The 20,545-nt window shown below is 43.5% G+C and carries 17 protein-coding genes and 2 pseudogenes; 9 read left to right on the forward strand and 10 right to left on the reverse strand.

What is annotated here, in order from left to right; genetic code table 11:
* Positions 1-127: 127 nt before the first annotated feature.
* Positions 128-3,190, reverse strand: a pseudogene (locus ACT7WV_RS25920) (peptidase domain-containing ABC transporter).
* Positions 3,191-3,624: 434 nt separating this feature from the next.
* On the opposite strand from ACT7WV_RS25920, the gene ACT7WV_RS21045 reads away from it, so the two are divergent.
* The 3 genes from ACT7WV_RS21045 (at position 3,625) to ACT7WV_RS21055 (ending at position 5,846) form a co-directional block, all read left to right on the forward strand.
* A complete protein-coding gene (locus tag ACT7WV_RS21045) occupies positions 3,625-4,311 on the forward strand; it encodes a glycosyltransferase family 2 protein (protein WP_445104761.1) in 687 nt (228 codons plus the stop codon).
* A gap of 84 nt (positions 4,312-4,395) precedes the next feature.
* On the forward strand, positions 4,396-5,358 hold the full coding sequence (locus ACT7WV_RS21050) for a hypothetical protein (RefSeq protein ID WP_445104762.1): 963 nt from the start codon (positions 4,396-4,398) through the stop codon (positions 5,356-5,358).
* Entirely contained in the window at positions 5,343-5,846 is a 504-nt protein-coding gene (locus tag ACT7WV_RS21055; protein WP_445104763.1) for a hypothetical protein, read from the forward strand. The genes ACT7WV_RS21050 and ACT7WV_RS21055 overlap by 16 nt, the downstream gene beginning before the upstream one ends.
* A 230-nt stretch (positions 5,847-6,076) precedes the next feature.
* On the opposite strand, the pseudogene ACT7WV_RS21060 reads toward ACT7WV_RS21055, so the two are convergent.
* From ACT7WV_RS21060 to ndhC, 8 genes and pseudogenes are all read right to left on the reverse strand, one after another.
* Positions 6,077-8,661, reverse strand: a pseudogene (locus ACT7WV_RS21060) (tetratricopeptide repeat protein); the annotation flags it as partial.
* 371 nt (positions 8,662-9,032) lie between these two features.
* Positions 9,033-9,218, reverse strand: a complete 186-nt coding sequence (locus ACT7WV_RS21065; protein ID WP_445104764.1) for a hypothetical protein — start codon at positions 9,216-9,218, stop codon at positions 9,033-9,035.
* Positions 9,219-9,389: 171 nt separating this feature from the next.
* Complete coding sequence (locus ACT7WV_RS21070) at positions 9,390-10,133, reverse strand: Uma2 family endonuclease (RefSeq protein WP_445104765.1); 744 nt, start codon at positions 10,131-10,133, stop codon at positions 9,390-9,392.
* A 237-nt stretch (positions 10,134-10,370) separates the two neighbouring features.
* Complete coding sequence (locus ACT7WV_RS21075) at positions 10,371-10,985, reverse strand: Uma2 family endonuclease (RefSeq protein WP_445105702.1); 615 nt, start codon at positions 10,983-10,985, stop codon at positions 10,371-10,373.
* 144 nt (positions 10,986-11,129) lie between these two features.
* Positions 11,130-12,326, reverse strand: a complete 1,197-nt coding sequence (locus tag ACT7WV_RS21080; protein WP_445104766.1) for a caspase family protein — start codon at positions 12,324-12,326, stop codon at positions 11,130-11,132.
* Positions 12,327-12,471: 145 nt separating this feature from the next.
* Entirely contained in the window at positions 12,472-13,014 is a 543-nt protein-coding gene (locus tag ACT7WV_RS21085; protein WP_445104767.1) for an NAD(P)H-quinone oxidoreductase subunit J, read from the reverse strand.
* On the reverse strand, positions 13,007-13,750 hold the full coding sequence (gene ndhK, locus ACT7WV_RS21090; protein ID WP_445105703.1) for a photosynthetic/respiratory NAD(P)H-quinone oxidoreductase subunit K: 744 nt from the start codon (positions 13,748-13,750) through the stop codon (positions 13,007-13,009). The genes ACT7WV_RS21085 and ndhK overlap by 8 nt, the downstream gene beginning before the upstream one ends.
* Positions 13,747-14,109, reverse strand: a complete 363-nt coding sequence (ndhC, locus tag ACT7WV_RS21095) for a photosynthetic/respiratory NAD(P)H-quinone oxidoreductase subunit C (RefSeq protein ID WP_445104768.1) — start codon at positions 14,107-14,109, stop codon at positions 13,747-13,749. The genes ndhK and ndhC overlap by 4 nt, the downstream gene beginning before the upstream one ends.
* A gap of 472 nt (positions 14,110-14,581) precedes the next feature.
* Here ndhC and ACT7WV_RS21100 point away from each other — a divergent pair, with 472 nt between their 5' ends.
* From ACT7WV_RS21100 to ACT7WV_RS21125, 6 genes are all read left to right on the forward strand, one after another.
* Positions 14,582-14,929, forward strand: a complete 348-nt coding sequence (locus tag ACT7WV_RS21100; RefSeq protein WP_445104769.1) for a rubredoxin — start codon at positions 14,582-14,584, stop codon at positions 14,927-14,929.
* A gap of 183 nt (positions 14,930-15,112) precedes the next feature.
* The gene (locus ACT7WV_RS21105) at positions 15,113-16,117 is read left to right on the forward strand and encodes a photosynthesis system II assembly factor Ycf48 (RefSeq protein ID WP_463424191.1); all 1,005 of its coding nucleotides are present in this window, start codon (positions 15,113-15,115) and stop codon (positions 16,115-16,117) included.
* 87 nt (positions 16,118-16,204) lie between these two features.
* Positions 16,205-16,450 (forward strand): cytochrome b559 subunit alpha, encoded by a 246-nt coding sequence (gene psbE, locus ACT7WV_RS21110; RefSeq protein ID WP_445104771.1) that lies wholly within the window; start codon positions 16,205-16,207, stop codon positions 16,448-16,450.
* Between the two features lie 25 nt (positions 16,451-16,475).
* Positions 16,476-16,610, forward strand: a complete 135-nt coding sequence (gene psbF / locus ACT7WV_RS21115; RefSeq protein WP_445104772.1) for a cytochrome b559 subunit beta — start codon at positions 16,476-16,478, stop codon at positions 16,608-16,610.
* Positions 16,611-16,621: 11 nt separating this feature from the next.
* Entirely contained in the window at positions 16,622-16,744 is a 123-nt protein-coding gene (locus ACT7WV_RS21120) for a photosystem II reaction center protein L (protein WP_445104773.1), read from the forward strand.
* Between the two features lie 48 nt (positions 16,745-16,792).
* Positions 16,793-16,912: a photosystem II reaction center protein J gene (locus tag ACT7WV_RS21125; protein ID WP_445104774.1), complete on the forward strand. Its 120-nt coding sequence runs from the start codon at positions 16,793-16,795 to the stop codon at positions 16,910-16,912.
* Between the two features lie 176 nt (positions 16,913-17,088).
* Here ACT7WV_RS21125 and ACT7WV_RS21130 read toward each other — a convergent pair whose 3' ends face one another.
* A complete protein-coding gene (locus ACT7WV_RS21130; RefSeq protein WP_445104775.1) occupies positions 17,089-20,496 on the reverse strand; it encodes a hypothetical protein in 3,408 nt (1,135 codons plus the stop codon).
* Between the last annotated feature and the right edge of the window lie 49 nt (positions 20,497-20,545).

Here is a 20,545-nt window from a genome sequence, read left to right on the forward strand (position 1 = left end):
TTTGGCTTGAAGTAATAAGCATGCCCTTGAGCGGAGCGAAGGGTAATAAGCATGCCCTTGAGCGGAGCGAAGGGTAATAAATATACCCTTGAACGGAGTTAAGGGTATATGAACTAGACTTAACTACTTAAAGATCTAATTGTTGTTGGGCGAGATGGTAGTAAATCCCTTGTAGTGCCATTAGTTCTTCATGATTACCACGCTCAACTAGAATACCTTTGTCTAGTACCAAAATGCAGTCAGCATTGCGAACGGTTGAGAGTCGGTGAGCAATGATAAAGGTAGTGCGATCGCGGCTGATGCGCGTTAAATTCTGCTGAAATCTGCGTTCTGATTCTGTATCTAGGGAACTAGTTGCTTCATCCAGAACTAAGATGCGCGGTTCTCCCAACAAAGCACGAGCGATCGCAATTCTTTGTCTTTGTCCTCCAGAGAGATTAGAACCTCGCTCACCGACTTTGGTGTTATATCCTAAGGGTAATTCTTGAATAAAAGCATGAGCTTCTGCTAGCTTGGCAACTTCGGTCACTTTCTCCAAATTAAACTCATCGGAGTAGAGAGTAATATTTTCTAAGATAGTCCCAGAAAACAAGAAACATTCCTGGGGTACTACTCCCAATTGGCGACGCAAACTTGAGGGAGAAACGTGGCGAATATCGTGTCCATCCACCAGGATGCGTACTAGTCGCGTAATATAGGCTCTGCAATAGTTTCACCAAAGTACTTTTACCAGAACCACTGCGACCAACAATAGCGATAGTTTGCCCTGAGTTTACCTCAAAATTAAGGTTCTCCAGGATATTACGCTCCCCTTCTTGATCGTAGCGAAAGGTGACATTTTCAAACTTTACATCGCCCCGTAACTTAGGTAGAACCATCAATGGTGTTTCGGGAGTTTCTTCTGGAGTCTGGGAGAGTACATCATTAAGTCGTTCCACAGAAACCATTACTTCCTGCAACTGATCCCAAAGACCTACCAAAGATAGAACTGGGTTGATCACATTACCAATAAGCATATTAAAAGCTACAAACTGACCAATGGTAAGTTGATCCTCAATCACCAGTATCGCCCCGTACCATAACAGAGCTGTCGTACCTAAGATATTAATTAAGCTACCAGTTGATTGCAAACCATTAGCCAGTTTTTGACCGCGAAATCTTGAATTGAGTGTTGCCGTTAAACGATCTTCCCAACGCCAACGCAAATCTGCTTCAGCCGCCGCCGCTTTAACTGTAGCAACCCCCGTCATCATTTCTACTAGGGAGGAATTTTGCTCAGCTTCTTTGTTAAAGATTTGCCGTGATATCCCCCGCAGGAAGGGACTTGCCACCACGGTCAAAATGGCGATAGGGGGAATTAGTCCCACTACCAGCAAAGTAAGACGCCAGTTGTAATAAGCCATCAACCCGATGTAAACAATCGCCATCAAGGAATCTAGCCAGGTAGTAATCGCTTGGCGGGTAAGAAATCTTTGAATCTTTTGGTTTTCTTGAACGCGGGTAATAATATCTCCTACATGGCGCAATTCAAAGAAACTCAACGGTAACTTGAGAGCATGGCTAATAAAGCCGCTAATTAGGGTGAGGTCTAAACGATTAGCAAAGTAATCTAGCAGGTATTGACGAATTGCCATCAAGCCAATACGCCACACTCCAAACAGTACTAAACCGATGGCAAAGACATGAAGGGTGACGAAGCTTTTATTAACCACCACTCGGTCAAGAATGATCTGAGTAAACAGGGGAGTAATCAGACCAAAAACCTGAATCAACAAAGAGGCAAAGATAATTTGCACCACCAGGGAGCGGTACCAAATTACCCCTAAAAAGCTGCGGAGGGAGTTTTTTGGTTAGGTACGGCTTCTAGGCGCTCGGTGGGGTCTAAGAGTAAGGCATAGCCAGTCCAACCAGCGAGAAATTCTTGGCGCGTTACTAATCGCTTGCCGACTCCAGGATCAGCCATCAGGACGCGATCGCCTTTAACTCGATAAACCACTACATAGTGATCGCCTTGCCAGTGAGCAATCCAGGGGTTTTTCTGCTCCACCAAGCGGCTTAAAGAAGCCCTAACGGGTCGTGCCTGAAATCCTAAACTTTCGGCACCATTAGCTAAGCTTTTGAGAGAAGCACCAGCACCTACGACATTGGCGAGATTCCGCAGGTAGTTAAGGCTGAAGGTTTTGCCCCAGTAGCGGCTAATCATCGCTAAGCTAGCGGCTCCACAATCTGCGGCACTTTGTTGTTGAATGAAAGGATAGCGTTGCCAAAAGCTGCGTACTCGATAACCCTGCTTGGATGGTTTAGGAAAAACTACGCTTTCGGCTGGGGAGTTAGGCGGTGGTGGTGCTTGAGGTTCGCTGGCGGGCGACCGCGATCGCAGTGCTGGGGCTGTGCGGACTTTGGCAACAACCCTTGTCTTGTCTTGAGGAGAATGGTGGCTGTTGCTGGAGGGGGAATCAAAGGAGATTCCGGCATTCTCTACAGCTTGCCAATGTTCTTGGGGAAGTTGGTAAACTAACAAATCGGTTTGAGCAATCCACTCGGCTGGTGTGGCATGGGGATAGCCCCAACTTTCTCCTATACTGGGGGCGCTTGTTTGTTCACCTTGACTAATTTCGCCACTACACAGCCAAAAGCGTCCTGATGCAGAGGAGGCAACTAATGCTTCGCCAGCAGAAATCGTGGTTTCTCTTAAATAGGGTAAAACTTCTTGTAGTTGGGCTGCGGGTAAGCGTCGCCAGTCAGTTGAGGTTTTAAAGAAAATCAGGCGTTGTCGAGTTAGGGCAGTTTGCCGCAGGTACTCTTGTAGGTTGGGTAATCTTTCTAACCAAGACTGGAGTTGAGTTAGGGGAATCCAGGCAACTTGAGTATCACTAGCTGCGATCGCTTGTCTGAGGGAGGGAATATCGGCAAATAAAGTCTCAGTACCGAAGCTTTCTCCAGCCTCCAGCACCATTGCCGAAACTTCTCTGCTTCCAGATTTTTCTAAGCCTAACAAGCGAACCCGACCTTGGCAAATTAGATATAAGCCTAAGTTATCGTTTTCCTCTGTGGCAGAATTGTCTGCTAGATGGAGTGGGTTGTAACTATATAGAGTATCGCCTAGTTGAAATTCACGGGCTTCAAAGGCTTGAGTTAGTTGGGAAGCCTCCGTAGCATCTGTTTGAGATAGCCTCAAGAGGTTTAGGATCTCCGCAAGGATTGGGGAACTATTTTCGTGGTACTGAATTATGTCCCTGAACTCCTAACATGACCATTCACCCTAAAAAATCCCGCATTGCAAGTCCCAAGGTTGGAATTTCCGGGAAAGTGGCGCGGGTATTACCATTTTTCCAGGTTTTCTGGAGCCAACTACAAAATTTTTTGATTTTGAGTTGCTAGATATTTTTCAGAGTAAAGCTTTCCTTTTGCGCAAGGAAGCGTTTTTTGTAACAAATTTTTACATGAAATTGCTTTCCAGAGACTCCGTACCGCCGATTAATCTGCCTTAAGTGGGGTTTAATGCTATGCTTTACTGCCATGGAACAAAATTAAGGATTTTCTATCTGTTTGTTTACTTAGTTCTAACCTATAGTTTCTTAACAATAATCAGTACTTTTAATCCTTTTTTAAACTGCTTGTTTTGTGAAAATAAGTATTATCATTCCTTGTTTCAACGAAGTAAAAACTATTGAGGATGTTGTTCAAGCCGTCAAGGCATCTCCCATTAGTGAAGTGGAAATTATTATTATTGACGACTGCTCAACAGATGGCACAAGGCAGGTTTTGCAGTCTGTCATTGAACCACAAGTTAATAGAGTTATTTATCATGCTCGTAATTGTGGTAAGGGTGCCGCACTACGTACAGGAATTAATGCTGCAACGGGAGATATTATTATTATTCAAGATGCGGATCTTGAATATGACCCCCAAGAATATCCTCTGCTGATTAAGCCAATCTTAGAAAACAAAGCTGATGTAGTTTATGGCTCAAGATTTGCCGGGGGCAATGCCCATCGTGTTCTCTATTACTGGCATCTAGTAGGTAACAAGTTCCTCACAACTTTGTCTAACATGTTTACCAATATCAATCTTACTGATATGGAAACTTGCTACAAAGCTTTTCGTCGGGAAATTATCCAATCAATCAAAATTGAGGAAAATCGCTTTGGATTTGAACCGGAAATTACGGCGAAAGTTGCTAAAAAACACTGCCGCATTTACGAAGTAGGAATTTCTTACTACGGTCGTACCTACCAAGATGGCAAGAAAGTCAACTGGAAAGATGGATTTAGAGCTATTTATTGCATCTTAAAATATAATATTTTTTGACTAATCTTTGGGCAATAATTTTAGTTAATTAATCTGCTTATTTATAGGGTTTTTTAATGACTTCTGAGAAACATTGACCACAGATTGACACAAATAGATAGAGATAAAACATGGCGTTTTCACAATGTATCTAGAATTGCTATATATTGGGCAATGAAATTAAATCGAATTCAATATTTCCAAAAAATTTGCTTTGCTGGGCTTGCCGTGCTGTTTATTTCTTTATACTGCTATGGTGCCTTAGAGCATTCGAGGCGAGTCAACTTAGATCGAGACAAGATTGATCAGAGTGCTTATCTGAGCTATGCACAGAATATGTACGAAACTGACTATAACTACACTGGTGGACGCAACCGTATGCCAGTTTATCCCTTCTTACTATCACTAATATACGACCCTGATTTCAGCGAGAATGAGTACTTTACTCGAGGTAAATATTTTAATATTGCTTTATCAGCAGCAATTTTACCTGCACTATTTTTACTTCTAGCGGCTAGTTTTCCCCTGCGTCTTGCTGTTAATCTTTGGTTAATTGCTACTTTTACCGTATTTATTTTTAGAGCCGCCTACGTTCAAGTTGAGTTGTTATTTTACTTCTTGAACTTTTGTAGCTTTTTACTAATGTACAAACTGCTAATTAGACCTTCATGGCAATTAGGAATTATCAGTGGAGCTGTAATTGGCTTAACTCATCTTACTAAAGCATCAATATTACCTGGTTTATTGCTATTTATTCTATTTTTCTTAGGCAAAGAAATTTATTTATTTTGTACTCATCTCCAAACAAAGAAAAGAGATTTATCCAATATTTTAGCTGAAGCAAAAGGCTACTTAGTTTCTAATTTGCTAAGCTTAATTTTAGTTATTTTATGTTTTACAGTTACGATTTATCCCTATATCAGTAATAGTAATAGATTCTTTGGACATTATTTTTATAATGTCAATTCCACTTTTTATATGTGGTATGACTCTTGGCAAGAAGCCAAGCAGGGAACCAGACTTTATGGCGATGGAAAAGGCTGGTACCAGAAATGCCCACGGACTTAATTCCGAGTCCCCAAAAATATTTACAAGAACACACAACTGGGCAAATATTCGAGCGGTTTTTGAATGGACTAGACAAAATATATTCGGTTACTAGTCAGTCTTACGGATACTTCAAATATGCCGCTATTTACCTGGCAATGGCTTTAATTATTACCTGTTTAAACTTTCGCAGCAGTTGGGCAATTGCTAAAAAGCATTGTTTCTTGATCTCGTTTACCCTAAGCTACTTAATCGCTTATTTGCTGCTTTATGCTTGGTATATTCCCATTGCCAGTGGTAGCAGATTTGTCTTGGCGCAATTTCTGCCCTTCATGTTCTTTATAGCATCAGTGTTAACCGTACACGCCCATCATCATCCGCGGATTAATATTTTTCGCTTTAAATTCAAGTGGTTTAATCTTTTTAATGCCTTAATACTAGGTATGATTTTATTTGAGATTTATCCAATACTTACTTATAGAATAGTCACTATGTTTGCGGGAAGATAGATTTATAATTCTCGCAAAATACTGTCTTTTTTATAATCACATTTATCTCAGTGTATATATCGATCCGTCGCTGACTTAAATTAATTTCATACTTTTGCAATCCCCCATGTAAACAATCATCCACTCAACCTTTCAGACAAGCATTTCACTGGTCTTATTACTTATTACCCTTCGCTCCGCTCAAGGGCATGCTTATTACCCTTCGCTCCACTCAAGGGCATGCTTATTACTTATTCTCTCCACTCTCCCTGCACGACAAAAGCCGACCAATAATAAGGAGAACTCCACTGCTCAGTTTGCCACATTTCCAACTGTGCAGCCCTCATTGCCGCCACAGAAGTTAGTCCTTCTTGCAGCATTTTCTGGTAATATTTCTCCATAAATATAGCTGTCCCGGCATCATTAACACTCCACAAACTAACAGCAACTCCCTTAGCACCTGCATACATAAAGCCTCTCGTCAAGCCGACCAATCCTTCTCCTTTCACCTCTTGACCTAATCCAGTTTCGCAGGCGCTGAGGACAACTAATTCGGCAGGTAAATTTAGGTTGTAAATATCGTGGAGACGCAGAAAGCCGTCTTCTTCTTTGCCTTCTTGGTTGAATAAAGAGAGTACTAAACCCGATAATTCTGGCTTTTCTGTATTGAGTAATCCGTGGGTGGCAAGGTGGACAATTTGATATTGAGATAAATCTGAACTGGTGGCTGTGAGGCGAGAAGCATCAAATCCCAGAGCCTGGGTTTGCTGATTTTCTGGTACTAGGGCGAGAATGGTTTTTGCTTCTTGGCTACTGTACTCAAGGCGGTTTAGGGTAACACCTATTTCTACAGCGAATTGTCTTACTTTGTCTGAGGTTGAAGATGGAGATTTGGCTAGCGGGGACTGGGTATAATCTTCCTGGAAACGGGGGTCATTTTGCTGAAAAACTGGGTCGGCGAGTACTGCTAGAGTTTTAGGTGCGGGAGTACGGTTTTTCAAGTCACGGCGGGAAACTGCGATCGCAGTTGCTGAAGGTAAGGTGACAATTTCGTGGTTAACTAATAGTGGAGAGGTCTTACCAGGTATTGGCAACACGGCAAAAGGAATCGTCTGCAAAATACCATCACCCACCACCAACAATCTTTGCCCATTTAATTGTTCCGCTACAGGTGCTAACAGCATCTGGCTTAATTTTTTGGCTGCTTCAGAATTAATCACCTCGCTATTTTCTGATTGCAGAAGTCCCCTCAATTCTTTAGCTGCGGCTTCAATTTCAGCTTGTGGGGGTAGTTCGTAACTATTAATACCTGTCTGAGTTACTGCCCAAAGAAAGCTGCGTTCTTCACCTAGGGAATATTGTAATAGTAGAGTTTCTTCATCAAGAACTTGTTGTTGAATTTCTGGCAGGGTGAGGGGTTCGGGATATTTTAGGGCAGCATAACCAGGGCTTTTAATACGAATTTCGGCTTTAATTTGTTGGAGTTGGTCGAGGAGGGTGTTAATTTCTTGTTTAATTGGGTCGAGTTGTTTGTTGGTATATTGACCGTTGCTGACTAATTGGTGTCTTTGGTATTCTTGGGCGTTAAGTTTTTGTTGGATATTGCTTTCTTTTTCTAGTAATTCTGGGTCTACTCCTTGACGGATATCGGCATTAGCTTCGGCAAGGAGTTCAACCAGACTGCGGCGACGTACTCGTTCTGAGGCGTGGAGGGCTTGGGCATCGTATCCTTGAGTGGGGTTTTGCTGGTGCAGTTCCATCAGTAGGTCTATGTAGAACTGGTAGTAACCCTGTTTTTGGGCGAAGTAGGAGGCGCGGAGTTCTTGGCTGCCAATTTGGGTGCGGAGGTCTTCAATAATATTGATGGCTGTTTTAATTTGAGTTAAGGCTTCGTTGAGGTTGCCTTGGGTGCGTTCAATCCGACAATGTTACTGAGGGTAACGGCTTCCCCTGCCTTGTCCCCAGTTGCCCGACTCAAAGGTAAGGATTGGTTGTAGTACTCTAAGGCTTTTTGCTTTTCTCCTAAAGCGGAGTACACAGCACCGATATTATTGAGGGTAGTGGCTTCTCCTGCCTTGTCCCCAGTTGCCCGTCTCAAAGGTAAGGATTGGTGGTAGTACTCCAAGGCTTTTTGCTTTTCTCCTAAAGCATAGTACACAGCACCGATATTATGGAGGGTAACAGCTTCCCCTGTCTTGTCCTCCACCACCTGACTCAAAGGTAAGGATTGGTTGTAGTAATCTAAGGCTTTTTGCTTTTCTCCTAAAGCGTCGTACACAAGACCGATATTATTGAGGGTAACGGCTTCCTGTGCCTTGTCCCCAGTTGCCCGACTCAAAGGTAAGGATTGGTTGTAGTACTCTAAGGCTGTTTGCTTTTGACCTAAATCATCGTACACACGACCGATATTATTGAGGCTAACGGCTTCCTTTGCCTTGTCCCCAGTAGCCTGACTCAAAGGTAAGGATTGGTGGTAGTAATCTAAGGCTTTTTGCTTTTCTCCTAATGCAGAGTACACAAGACCGATATTATTGAGGGTAACGGCTTCCTGTGTCTTGTCCCCAGTAGCCTGACTCAAAGGTAAGGATTGGTGGTAGTAATCTAAGGCTTTTTGCTTTTCTCCTAATGCAGAGTACACAAGACCGATATTATTGAGGGTAACGGCTTCCTGTGTCTTGTCCCCAGTAGCCTGACTCAAAGGTAAGGATTGGTTATAGTACTCCAAGGCTTTTTGCTTTTGTCCTAAATCTGAGTAGACTCTACCGATGGAAGTCAGTGTGATAGCTTCCGCTTCTTTGTACCCCACTCTCTGAAAAAGTGGAAGTGCCTCTTCCCATTTAACAATTGCCTGCCGCCGAGATTCTGCTGTACCCTGCTTATAAAGTTGTAGTCCCTCTGCCAATAATCGCTGTGCAGCAGCACGAATTGCCTCTTGTTCAGTTGCTGCTTGTTGTTGTTGTGTCTGGGCAATTACCCTATCAGGTAAGGATAAAGCATACCTTCCCCCACAGGTAAGAAGAGAAGGCTAACCAATAAACTCAGACTAGAACGACTCAACCCCAAAAGTAATTTACTTGGAGTTGATTTGCCTGCAATGATTTGGTTCATAGCTGCAACTAGCTTCTCTCGCGTCTACTCTAATTACTCCTACCTATTATTTACTTCACCGATTTAAGTTGAAATTACGCAGACAGATTGTTTTATCCTTTAAACCCGCCAAGGGTTCAAACCCTTAGCTAATAGCGAAAGTCCTCTCAAGAGTACTAAACCCTTGATTATTAATAATTGAGAAATCCTTGTAGTGCGACCATCTTGGTCGCTACCCATAACTAAACCCTTGATTATTAATAATTGAGAAATCCTTGTAGTGCGACCATCTTGGTCGCTACTCATACCCAATTTAAATGCATTAAAACCAAGTTAAATGCACTATAACCAATTTAAATGCACAACAGCTTAGATAAGAATTTCAGTCGGTTTAAACCGACTTAAGCTATTAGCCAAGAAATTGATTTCTTGGCGGTTTATTGGACTTACAGAGAATGGCAAAAAATCTCAGTGGGCTTAAAAACTATCAGGCTCAACTCCTAACTCACGCAATTTAGCAGCTAACTTTTCCGCCCTTTGACGCTCCTGTTCCGCCCTTTGATGTTCCTGTTGAGCTTGCTCACTACTCCACAACAACAAATTACCTTCCAAATCCCACCACCTCAACCAATGGATATTATGCCCTAATCTTTCCCCCTGCCAGATTCCCAAAAATAACTCTAATTCCGGAATCCACCAGCGTTGGTTCCCATCTGCTGCTTGTAAAACATATTTCCCTTCCTCTAAGCGGCGCACTTCAATACTTAGTTCATAGGGATCGTAGGTAACATAAGTAGGAACTTGCAGGATTTGCTCATAGAAATATAACTTGCCATAGGGAGGAGTCGAACGTACAGATAGTTCTCCACCTTCTGTGTCTGAGAGAAATTCCATCACCACAGCCACAGGTTTACCTTCTAAATAAGGAGCATTATTACGAAGAATTATATTAGCTTCAACTGGATTTACTTGAGAAACATAAAACCAGTCAGGTGCCTTAACAACAACTTCTTTATTAACTGTGGCGACTAAACCAAAGTTAGAACCAATCAGCATCTCTGGCTGAATATAACCTCTCGCCCCTAAAGCATCAGTTAAAGCTGCTGCAAGAAGAGGTTGCTGAAGATTTTCCACAGGATCATCAGGTAAAGTAAAGTCTGCTGGTAAGGGATTCCAAGTGACAGTTGGTTTTTGTTGGCTGGACTTAATTTGTAGAACCATCTTATTAGACTTCTTATAAAAACTGCTAAGCTGTCACGCATTTAAATTGGGTATAAGTCGCGACCAAGATGGTCGCACTACAAGGATTTCGCAATTATTGGCAATCGCGTTTAAATGACGAACAGCTTATACAGCGTTTCCTAGTCTTGTGAGGTATGTTCTTAAGCTTCAAGTCCCCCTTGATAAGGGGGATTTAGGGGGTCTCACTCCACCTCACATGAGAGAGAACTGCTATAACTATATTCCCTGAGCAAAAACCTGTTCAGCAGTCAGCTTCAACTCTGGAAAAGTTCGCAACTCAATACGTTGACTCTCCCTATACTGCCTAAACATATACTCACCATCAATAAACTGATAAACAGAGATAGTTGGTTGCTTGGGATTACCAATATAGCGCCTACCTCCTAAGCCCAAATAATCAACAATCAAGTACTCTGAAATACCCAGCTTTTCATATTCCGCTAACTTAATCAGGTAGTCATCTTGCCAGTTAGTGCTGACTACTTCAATCACCAGCCGCACTGTCTCCCCTTTAGTAATAGTGGAACGCTTTCTCCACATTGGTTCAGCATCAAGCCCCCTTTCATCTAAAACAGCAATATCAGGAATAAAACCTGATTGCTCAGAATCAATCGGCTTAATAATACATTGCCGAGGAATCAAGTAAGGAAGTGCTAAACGTTCAATCTCTACTCCTAATTTAAGAGCAAGAAATCCAGCAACCCTTTCATGAGTGCCAGTTGGTTGCATTTCTACGACCACTCCATTATGAAGCTCAAAGCGACCATAGCCGTCTGGATACCAATCCAGAAACTCATCTAGGCTCATGGTTTTGGCAGTAGTTTGTATCATATAGTCATCTTGGATGAATGGTGAAAAGCGAGAACTCGATTGACGCGAGCGAGACGCTCGCACTATCGTAAAAAGGCTAAAATTATCTTTCCTCCTGCCTTATCTCAACGCTAAATATTGATGCCAACTACCCACACGCCAAGCTTAATTTTCCTTCCGCAACAACGTTCCTGGTTCCACCTTCCCTTCAACTACCACCTCTCCCACCAAACCATCACGAGAGACAAATCTTAGCTGGCCAGAACCATCCACAGTACTAAACACCGTACCCTGATCAACTGTGGCTAAATCTACACCACCTAACCAAACCTCTGCGCGATCGCCTTTTACCTCAGTAATCACTGCATTAGCTTCTGAACTAGGACTACCCAGAAAATACATGGGCTGATCTTCGTAATTACTCCCTACATTGACTTCATAGGTCGGTGTTTGGTTAAATTCTTCAGGTATCTGTTTTACTGCATAAGCGATCGCACTTTCTGGTGTAGCATCTTCTTGCCAGAGATAAGAGGTTAATAAGTAAGTAAAAGCTCCAGCATAGAAGCCATTTAAAGATGCATCAATTGCATATTGAGTGGGGTCAGTTGCTGCCAAGACAACGCCTTTAGCCACACCTTGGCGATACCTGCTAACAAATTCTTCTCTAGACCAACCTAGCCGCGATAACCACTTTTCTTGGTACTCTTTTTCCTGGGGAGAAATTAGCACCTTACTGCCACCATCTCGCGCCCTTACTGTAAACTTTCTCGTAGCAGCACCAGAGAAACAACTATCCAGAACTGCGGTAAAATTTTCGCTCGGCAAGGCAGACATCAACAGAAACAAAGTATGTCCCATAATGTCTTCAACAGTACCGCTTTGTTCTGGATAGCCAGTAGGTAAGGAACTATCAACGGGAACAAACGTGCCATTTAAGTTATCTTCTTGACCAGGCTCAAAAATAATCGGTTCAGGATCCAGTACCCGCGAACCATGACCTGAGTAGTGATAAACTACCACATCCTCCGGCTTGGCTTGCTTAATTAAATGTTCTTCAAATGCCTCTAAAATACCCTGGCGAGTAGCTTGTTCATCCGTCAGGGTATAAATATCTTGGGGATTAAAACCAAAACGGTGAATCAGGAGATAACGTTGCAACTCTAGATCATTAAGGCATCCTCGTAAAGGTTGAGATGAATATTGGTTGATGCCAACAAGTAAAGCCAGTTTACAAGGAGTACTTTGAGCTAAAACCTTACCGTAGTTTTGAGCCTGTCGTTTAATCTTAAACTGACCCAAGCCCAAACTTGCCAGAGTAGCTCCAGTGAAGAGGCAAAACTGACGCCGAGAAATGTGGGACATTAGCTTGATTTAATAAATTATTGTCTACAACTAAAAGCGATCGCACCCTAGCTAAGCAATTCTTACCTAAAAAATAACACCCACTTCAATTAAGAAGCGAGTGTTGATTAAGAGAAAATGCGATCGCTTTTAGCAGAACAACTAACTAATAAGCATCTTGTAATTCGTAAAAGTCTGGCGAGATATAGTCCTTCCTTAAAGGCCAACCTGTCCAATCTTCTGGCATTAACAACCGCTTCAGGTTGGGGTGTCCCTCATAGATAATGCCATACATATCGTAGGCTTCCCGCTCTTGCCAGTCAGCGGCTTTCCAAATCCAGTAAACTGAAGCTACTCTGGGGTTGTCTCGTGGTAGAAAAACTTTAATCCGTACTTCTTCCGGTTGATCAGCATTATCACTAACTTTAATTAGATGATAAAAGCTGACCAAGTCATCACCAGGGCCAGCATCATAGCCACCTTGACATTGCAGGTAATTAAACCCGTAGGCATATAAAGCCGTGGCAACTGGCACTAATACTTCTGGCTGTACTTTAATCATCTCTACACCCAGGTGATCCGGCTCGATTAACTCACTATCAAAGCCGTTTTCCTGTAGCCAGCCGTGAACTTTGCCAGCTTCTACCAACTGGGAATCTTCTGTCTTTTCCTGTCCTTCTTGTGCTGCTGGTTTCGACTCTTCAGCCACGGTTTACCTCCTGCTTTTGAGCAGACTTGAGTGCTGGTGGTACTGGCATACCAGTGGCTTCTGTCAATTCCTTCGGGGGAGTTTGGCGAGTTTCCGACTGCAAGTATTTTCCAGTCAAAATTTCTGGCACAACTTTCATGCTGTGAGTCGTGCTGTAGTAACGATGGGTTTGGCTAATAATAGCCCGCTCTTGCATCGATTCGTTAGCAACTTTCTTGCGCAGCTTAACGATCGCATCCATAATTGCTTCTGGACGAGGAGGACACCCTGGGATATAAAGATCCACGGGAATCAACTTATCCACGCCCCGCACTGCTGTGGGAGAGTCTACACTAAACATACCACCAGTAATCGTGCAGGCACCCATGGCAATTACATACTTCGGCTCTGGCATTTGCTCATAGAGACGAACCAGTGCAGGAGCCATTTTCATGGTAATCGTGCCTGCTGTAATAATTAAATCAGATTGCCGGGGACTAGAACGTGGCACCAAGCCAAATCGGTCAAAGTCAAAGCGAGAACCGATCATAGCTGCAAACTCAATGAAGCAGCAAGCAGTACCGTACAACATTGGCCATAAGCTAGAAAGCCGTGCCCAGTTGTAGAGGTCGTCCACTGTCGTCAGAATAACGTTTTCTGAGAGGTCTTGGGTGACCTGAGGTCGCTCAATAGGATTGAGTATTTTTTCTTTTTGTTGCTTTTCTGAAGCAACACTATCTGGTGTATTGGGTGTCATGACCATTCTAAAGCTCCTTTACGCCATGCATAGACAAGAGCAATCACGAGAATTGCGATAAAAATTAAGGCTTCGATAAAAGCCAGTAATCCTAGGGTGTTAAAGGCTACCGCCCAAGGATAGAGGAAGACAGTTTCTACATCGAAAATCACGAATACCAGAGCAAACATGTAGTAACGGATGTTGAACTGAATCCAGGCTCCTCCTATCGGTTCCATCCCCGATTCGTAGGTAGTAAGCCGCTCTGGACCGCGATTGCTAGGCCGCAGAAGCTTAGATGCAGTCAGTGCCAACAGAGGAACTAAACCGCAAGCCAGTAAAAAACCTAAGAGATACTCGTAGCCGCTAAGAACAAACACAATGGATAACTACCGCTAAAAACTTGCGTTATTACTTCTTTACATTCTTACCTTATTATATTGAGTATGTTAGTTCGTCCCATTACAACAAACTAAGCAAACCCATTATTAAAAATAATCTTACTTATTGGCCTTGATGCCGATTAACTTAACCTCAACTCCTTAATTCAGGAGATCAAGAAGCTCTAAAAACTCATTTCCTGCCATTTTTGTCAAGATACATCTCAGGAATCTACACTTTTGATCGCTGACTACTCCTGAGCCGATGCAGGTTGAAATGACATAATTTTTTCCTCCTGCTTCCGGGATACTCTTCTAGAGCAGTCCAGAACCTTGATTAGTTTCATCTTTGCACCCGACACCAGATATATCAATTCTGCTGAGTTAAGAAAGTCTTACATTTATGCGATAATTTTTAACATGCAATTAATATTCGCAGACCAATTTTAGACCAATTTTTTTTCTGTAAGCAATGAGCGATCCAGCAAACGAGCAAACCCTCGCTGAACAGGCACCGGCTCGTTACGCCTGTCGCGCTTGCGGCTATGTATATGAGCCGAGCAAGGGAGACAGTCAGAGTAATGTGTCATCAGGGACGCTGTTTGAAGATTTGTCAGGCGATTGGCGTTGTCCTGTATGCGGCGCTCGCAAGTCTCAGTTTGAGAACATCGGCGCGAGCAATGCCCCCTCTGGGTTTCAGGAAAATCTCAACTTTGGCTTGGGTGTCAACCGCTTGACACCAGGTCAGAAAAATCTCTTGATTTTTGGTGGCTTAGCTATAGGCTTTTTGTTCTTTTTGAGTCTATATGGTTTGAGCTGAAATCATCACGGTTGGGCTGATAATAATGGGCAATTGACCGATTAGCAATGGGCTGTACTGCAGAGAAAGCCTTCTTCACAGCAGTACTCCGTAAGGGCTTTATGGTTGTAGGTATCAATAAGCCTGAAATATTACTCTCAATCAGCGCAGGAGAGAAGTTTGCTTTAACCAGTTCTGGACTTTATGAGCTATTTGATGAGAAATCTGAAACAAATTGTAATATTATTAGCGATTGCCCTATTGTGTGTTAGCTGTAAATATGCCTCACCTTTGGGCTATAACCCTTGGCAACTTGTTCCCTTGCCAACAGCTGCCACTATCCAGGACGTAGCTTTTACTAGCGACCTTGGTCATGGATGGGCAGTGGGTAGTGATTCCACAATTTTAGAAACAACAGATGGCGGCGAGAACTGGCTGGAGAAAAAATTAGCTCTTGGGGAGCAAAACTATCGCTTGACCGATATCGACTTTAGTGGAGAAGAAGGCTGGATTACTGGGGAACCAACAATCCTGCTGCACACTACCGATGGCGGAGCATCATGGTCTCGCGTACCCTTAAGTGAGAAGTTGCCTGGTTCGCCCAATAGAATTACGGCACTAGAGCCACAAGTAGCAGAAATGACTACCAGTGTTGGGGCAATTTATCGTACCCAAGACGCTGGGGAAACCTGGAAGGCGATGGTGGAAGAAGCCGTCGGTGTTGTCCGTAATATAGCCCGCTCTGATGATGGCAAATACGTCGCTGTGTCTGCTAGAGGTAACTTCTACTCAACCTGGGAACCGGGTCAAAAGGCTTGGGTTCAGCATAACCGTACCAGTTCTAAGCGTCTTCAAAATATGGGCTATAGCGAAGATGGACGTCTCTGGATACTAGCGCGGGGTGGTCAGTTAAGGTTTAGTAACCCTGAAGACAAAGACGTGTGGGAGGAGCCGATATATCCAGAATTTTCTACAAGCTGGGGTTTCCTAGATTTAGCCTATCGAACACCTTCGGAAATTTGGTTAGCAGGCGGCAGTGGTAATTTACTTTGTAGTTTAGATGGCGGAAAAACCTGGCAAAAAGACCGCGAACTTGAGAAGGTGCCCTCTAATTTATACAGAGTCATTTTTGTAACACCAGACAAGGGATTTATCATTGGTCAAAAAGGTGTTTTGCTTAAGTACGAGCCGCCCTCACAAGCGGCTTGAGACGACCGAAATCTCTTGTATCAATGCAAATAGGTTTCGTATGATAGGTAGTAAGTTTCAAACTGTTGTTGGAAGGAGGAATTAGCTATGTCGGGTACAACTGGAGAGCGTCCATTTGGAGACATTGTTACTAGCATTCGTTACTGGGTAATTCATAGCGTTACCATTCCTGCTTTGTTTATTGCTGGCTGGCTTTTTGTAAGTACTGGTCTAGCTTATGATATCTTCGGTACACCCCGTCCCAATGAGTATTTCACTCAAGAGCGGCAGGAATTACCAATTGTGAAAGACCGCTACCAAAGCAAGCAGCAAATTGAGCAATTTATCAAGTAGATTTTTGTAGATCACATTTAAAACCATGACGAGTAATTCGCCAAATCAACCAATTTCTTACCCGATTTTTACTGTGAGATGGCTAGCTGTTCATACACTGGCTGTACCGACGGTATTTTTCTTGGGTGCGATCGCTTCGATGCAATTTGTTCAAAGATAGAAGAAAAGACTATGCCAGAGCGTACTCCCAACCCAAATAACCAACCAGTTGAGCTTAACCGGACTTCGCTCTTCTTGGGTCTTTTGCTAATTTTTGTTCTTGGGATTTTGTTTTCCAGTTACTTCTTTAATTAACTGGGCTTAATTTAAACTGCTGTTTTTTTTAATTTGGAGGTATGAGTCATGTCTGGAACTGGAAAAATCCCCTTGTGGATTGTGGCAACTATTGCTGGTTTAGGTTTGCTTACAGTGGTCGGTATTTTCTTCTATGGTTCCTATGCAGGCGTAGGTTCTTCTCTGTAGCACCGTATTAGAAATACCTTTGACAGGAATTCCCTGAACCTGGTTGAGCAGCCAGATAAGTATTGCCAAACAAACCGCCGATTTTCATTCAATCGGCGGTTTGTTTGTCATTTTTTGTAGCGGGGTAACAGAGAAAATAGCATTAAAAGTCTCTTGCTACCTCGGCTCAAAGCCTCCTACAGGTCATCTAGAGATAAAGAGGCATCATCGGACAAATCATCGTGAACGACTACACAGTCGAATCCCACTTTGCGGCTTTCCCGTTGACTAAAAATATCTACCGTAATCGCCTCAAACCGAATTTCTACACTACTAAATGGGACAATCAACTGGGTTAGCGCTTCAAGTTCGCCGGAATTATTGGGGATAAAATCCACTAAAGAGCGCGGTCCATCCAACAAAGCACGACTTTGCCTGTCCTGAAGCCATAGCTTGACATATAAACGCGCTGGATGAGGCGGTAACTTGATGCGCACTGCTACTGGTTCTCCAGCAACAAGTTCACTCGTGGGTAGGAGGAGTACTGGTGCTGGGACTGGTAAGTCCAATTGCCGAGGATCAATCGTTTCAGATTCTAGTTGGGATTTCAACTGTCCCTGTGAATTAACCCTTCTCGAATCATCAATTCTTTGCTGCGATCCCATGGGGATTTGAAGCTGATCATCTTCGATCACAATTTCTTGAGCTTCCCATTGTGTCTGAGGCACATCCCACGAAGACGGCTGTTCTGATATTTCTCTGTCTAAAGAAACGCTTTCTCTCGAAGAATCTGGCTGTGACCAGTCACTATTGACATTAGTACCACCGAACTCGTCAGTTTCCTCCCAGATAGATTCATCAAAATCCGTCGGTACTGTATCAGAGTTTGGCTGTAGAGTAGTTACTCGCTCAGGATTTGTCAGGTTACTAGAAACAGACGAATCCGGCTTCATCGATTCAGAAAAGTCCACATCTGTGACCAGAGAATTCAGTCGCGACCAAAAACGATCTTGTATATTTAACGCTCCGAAGGAGTTCTCCAAAGCATTAAAAGTATCTGTAACCTCCTCCTGATCGGCTACAGCTTTAGTTGATTCCCTGGAACTTTGAGCATCATCTCCTGACTCTCCAGTTGTCTCTGAGTCTCTGTGCTGATCATCGGTTTCTGACTCTTCAGTTGCTTCTAATGAGGTTATTGTTGGTATCTCTGGAGACGGTGACCCGAGATTAGCATCATTGAGCCACAACTCGGTATCATCTAGTGAGGCATCTACCTCAGATTGACCAACCTCCGAGTCCGCCGTCGCCTTGAAAGCATCCTGCCGAGGAGCGTCTAAATGCGCTGCCATTTCTGGGGATTCAGCTTCATCCCAGATACTCAATGAAGACTCTGTATCTGTTGCTATATTCTGCTCAGGAATAGCATCAAACCACTCAATAGCATCTTCCTGGACTTGTGACTCTAGATGCGTACTTGCTGCTGCTGGCTCCTGAAGAGGCGTTCCGGAAGCAAGGCTGTCGTTAACAACATCAGGTTCTAACTCTTCCAGCAGCAAGGAGTCAACTGGTTCTTCTATAACTTCTACCTGATTGTCATTGAGTACAATTTGGTAGAGGTAATCATCTCCACTTCTCAGAGATAACTGATCATGGTCTTCTGCCTTGGTAACGGTTAACTCAGGGTCATGCAGGAAAGCCCAGGGCCTAGCTTCCCTCGCCGCAGGACGTAATCCCGAAACTTTAGGCAGTTTGGGCAGCTTGAGAGATGATGGGGTACTTTGAGGGGGAGTTCTGGGTTCAAGTTTCGGTGGAAAGACGGGTTTTACTGAAGTTTGCAGGGGAAGAGGATCGGGAATATCGGTGGCATTTACGAAGTTAAGTAAATCTTGATTCAATGGTGGTGGGGATTTAAGTTTTGGCTTTACCTGGTTTTCTTGATAGGCAGCAAGATTATCCGTGAGTGAGAGTACTCTTACTAAAGGCATTGCCTTGCTACCAGGAATAATTGAGCCTAATAATTCCTCTAAATCTGCAGTGATGCTGAATGGTTGACTTACTAAAGCATCTCGACTTGAGTCATAAACTGTGAGTTTTCCCAAAATTAAACGAGTGTTAAAGTCAGTGGGAATTTCCAGAGTATGACTAAAAGCTAAAGGTAGTGACTGTTCTGATAGGGGATAATCAACGTCGAGCAGGACTTGTGAGGTTTGAGGATCTCTTAGCTGATAGCGCAGGTTAGCCGGGAACAGTTTTTTCACAGCAGCATCAATCTGGTCACCACTCTGATTTACGTCCGAGATAGCCAATTTTCCAGTAACAGTCAACGGCTCTCCCCGATGTGCCACCAAGGCTTCTTGATTTAGGCTTAAGGTTAACCATTGCTGCTCAGGAAATATATCTAGCTCCGCCTCTGAATCAGACGTTGCCACTAGCTGTAATCCATTAAACGACGAGCGCAGCTCCTGAGAATCAGAGTATTCAAACTCTTGCAATACTGGCTCAACTACTTCCTGGAGTACTTCCTCCAGCATCTGTAGGGATTGCTCAAAGATCGGATTTGCCCGTACTGACACCTCAGCTGAGTTATTGGTAATTGCGACTTGAGGCATTTCCTCCTCTAAATCCGGAGGATGAGAAGAATCAGGAGATTGATTGACTGTTGCTGGTGGTGAAATTGAAGTCCTAGAGTCCTCTGCTGCCCACTTTTGAGTTGAAGATTTTCGCTTTTCGTTTCTTCGTTGAAGCTTGTTTGGGGATTGCTGTTCTGGCTCAGGAATTAATGAGTTCTTGCCTACACTATTGTTAGACAAAATTTGCTGTTCATGCCTCGGATTGGCTGAATTGCTCCCCAGATCAGTTGGACTTGCAGGGGCAGAAGCTGACTCCAATTGAGCCGATGTCTCTGCCAAGTTGCTTTTTTCCCCTTGATGTCCATTGCTATCTTGACTAGCTCTTAACTGACTACGAGGAACTTCGTCAGAGAGGGAAGCTTCAGTTGTCGTCGAGACGGGGATAGATGGAACGATCTTGGCCGAGCCATTGGACTCAACGGTAAAAGCCTCCTGTAAACCTTTCTCGTGTCCACACTCTTTTACTTGAGAAGGAACCACTGCAGGCGAGTTAAGGGAGCTAAGAGAAACAACTGGGGTTTCTTTGGGAGTGGCTGCAGTAACTAGATCAGGAGAATGAGAATTTGGATAATTTTCCCCAGAAACTCCTGGTGATCGCGCTTCACTTGTTGGCAAAACTTCTTGAGTTTTTGGTAGAACAGACAGTACCACAACCTGCTGCCAGGAGTTGCCCATCAGGTCGGACATGATATCGCTAGAGCAACGTAGTCTCCAAAGCCCAGACTTGAAGTCAGTGAAGGGAAGAACAACCATTAACCCCTCTTGGTTGGTGCAGCGTGACCGCTTCTGAGACCGTCGCCTTGGTGGTAGCTCCCCTGTACTTTCATGAGTTACACAGACTTCTAGATTAATATTGCTCAGATTTGAGTGAGCAACCACCCGATAGCGACCTGCTTCGATTTCAATTTTTGGGGACTTGATGGGTAGCCAGAAGCGTTCGCCCTCTTTCTGTATTAAAAATTCCCAATATTCCATAGTTTTAGGGATTCTTCCGTGAGCAATCCTTGATGTTAGCCATCAGTTG

This window comes from Symploca atlantica LB2515 (genome assembly GCF_052546295.1).

Bases quoted from the DNA above. Each gene is read 5' to 3' on its own strand.
- ACT7WV_RS21055 (WP_445104763.1), top strand. From the start codon at position 5,343: ATGCCCACGGACTTAATTCCGAGTCCCCAAAAATATTTACAAGAACAC.
- ACT7WV_RS21065 (WP_445104764.1), bottom strand. From the start codon at position 9,218: ATGAGTAGCGACCAAGATGGTCGCACTACAAGGATTTCTCAATTATTA.
- ACT7WV_RS21070 (WP_445104765.1), bottom strand. From the start codon at position 10,133: ATGGTTCTACAAATTAAGTCCAGCCAACAAAAACCAACTGTCACTTGG.
- ACT7WV_RS21075 (WP_445105702.1), bottom strand. From the start codon at position 10,985: ATGATACAAACTACTGCCAAAACCATGAGCCTAGATGAGTTTCTGGAT.
- ACT7WV_RS21080 (WP_445104766.1), bottom strand. From the start codon at position 12,326: ATGTCCCACATTTCTCGGCGTCAGTTTTGCCTCTTCACTGGAGCTACT.
- ndhK (WP_445105703.1), bottom strand. From the start codon at position 13,750: ATGACACCCAATACACCAGATAGTGTTGCTTCAGAAAAGCAACAAAAA.
- ACT7WV_RS21100 (WP_445104769.1), top strand. From the start codon at position 14,582: ATGAGCGATCCAGCAAACGAGCAAACCCTCGCTGAACAGGCACCGGCT.
- ACT7WV_RS21105 (WP_463424191.1), top strand. From the start codon at position 15,113: ATGAGCTATTTGATGAGAAATCTGAAACAAATTGTAATATTATTAGCG.
- psbE (WP_445104771.1), top strand. From the start codon at position 16,205: ATGTCGGGTACAACTGGAGAGCGTCCATTTGGAGACATTGTTACTAGC.
- psbF (WP_445104772.1), top strand. From the start codon at position 16,476: ATGACGAGTAATTCGCCAAATCAACCAATTTCTTACCCGATTTTTACT.
- ACT7WV_RS21120 (WP_445104773.1), top strand. From the start codon at position 16,622: ATGCCAGAGCGTACTCCCAACCCAAATAACCAACCAGTTGAGCTTAAC.
- ACT7WV_RS21125 (WP_445104774.1), top strand. From the start codon at position 16,793: ATGTCTGGAACTGGAAAAATCCCCTTGTGGATTGTGGCAACTATTGCT.
- ACT7WV_RS21130 (WP_445104775.1), bottom strand. From the start codon at position 20,496: ATGGAATATTGGGAATTTTTAATACAGAAAGAGGGCGAACGCTTCTGG.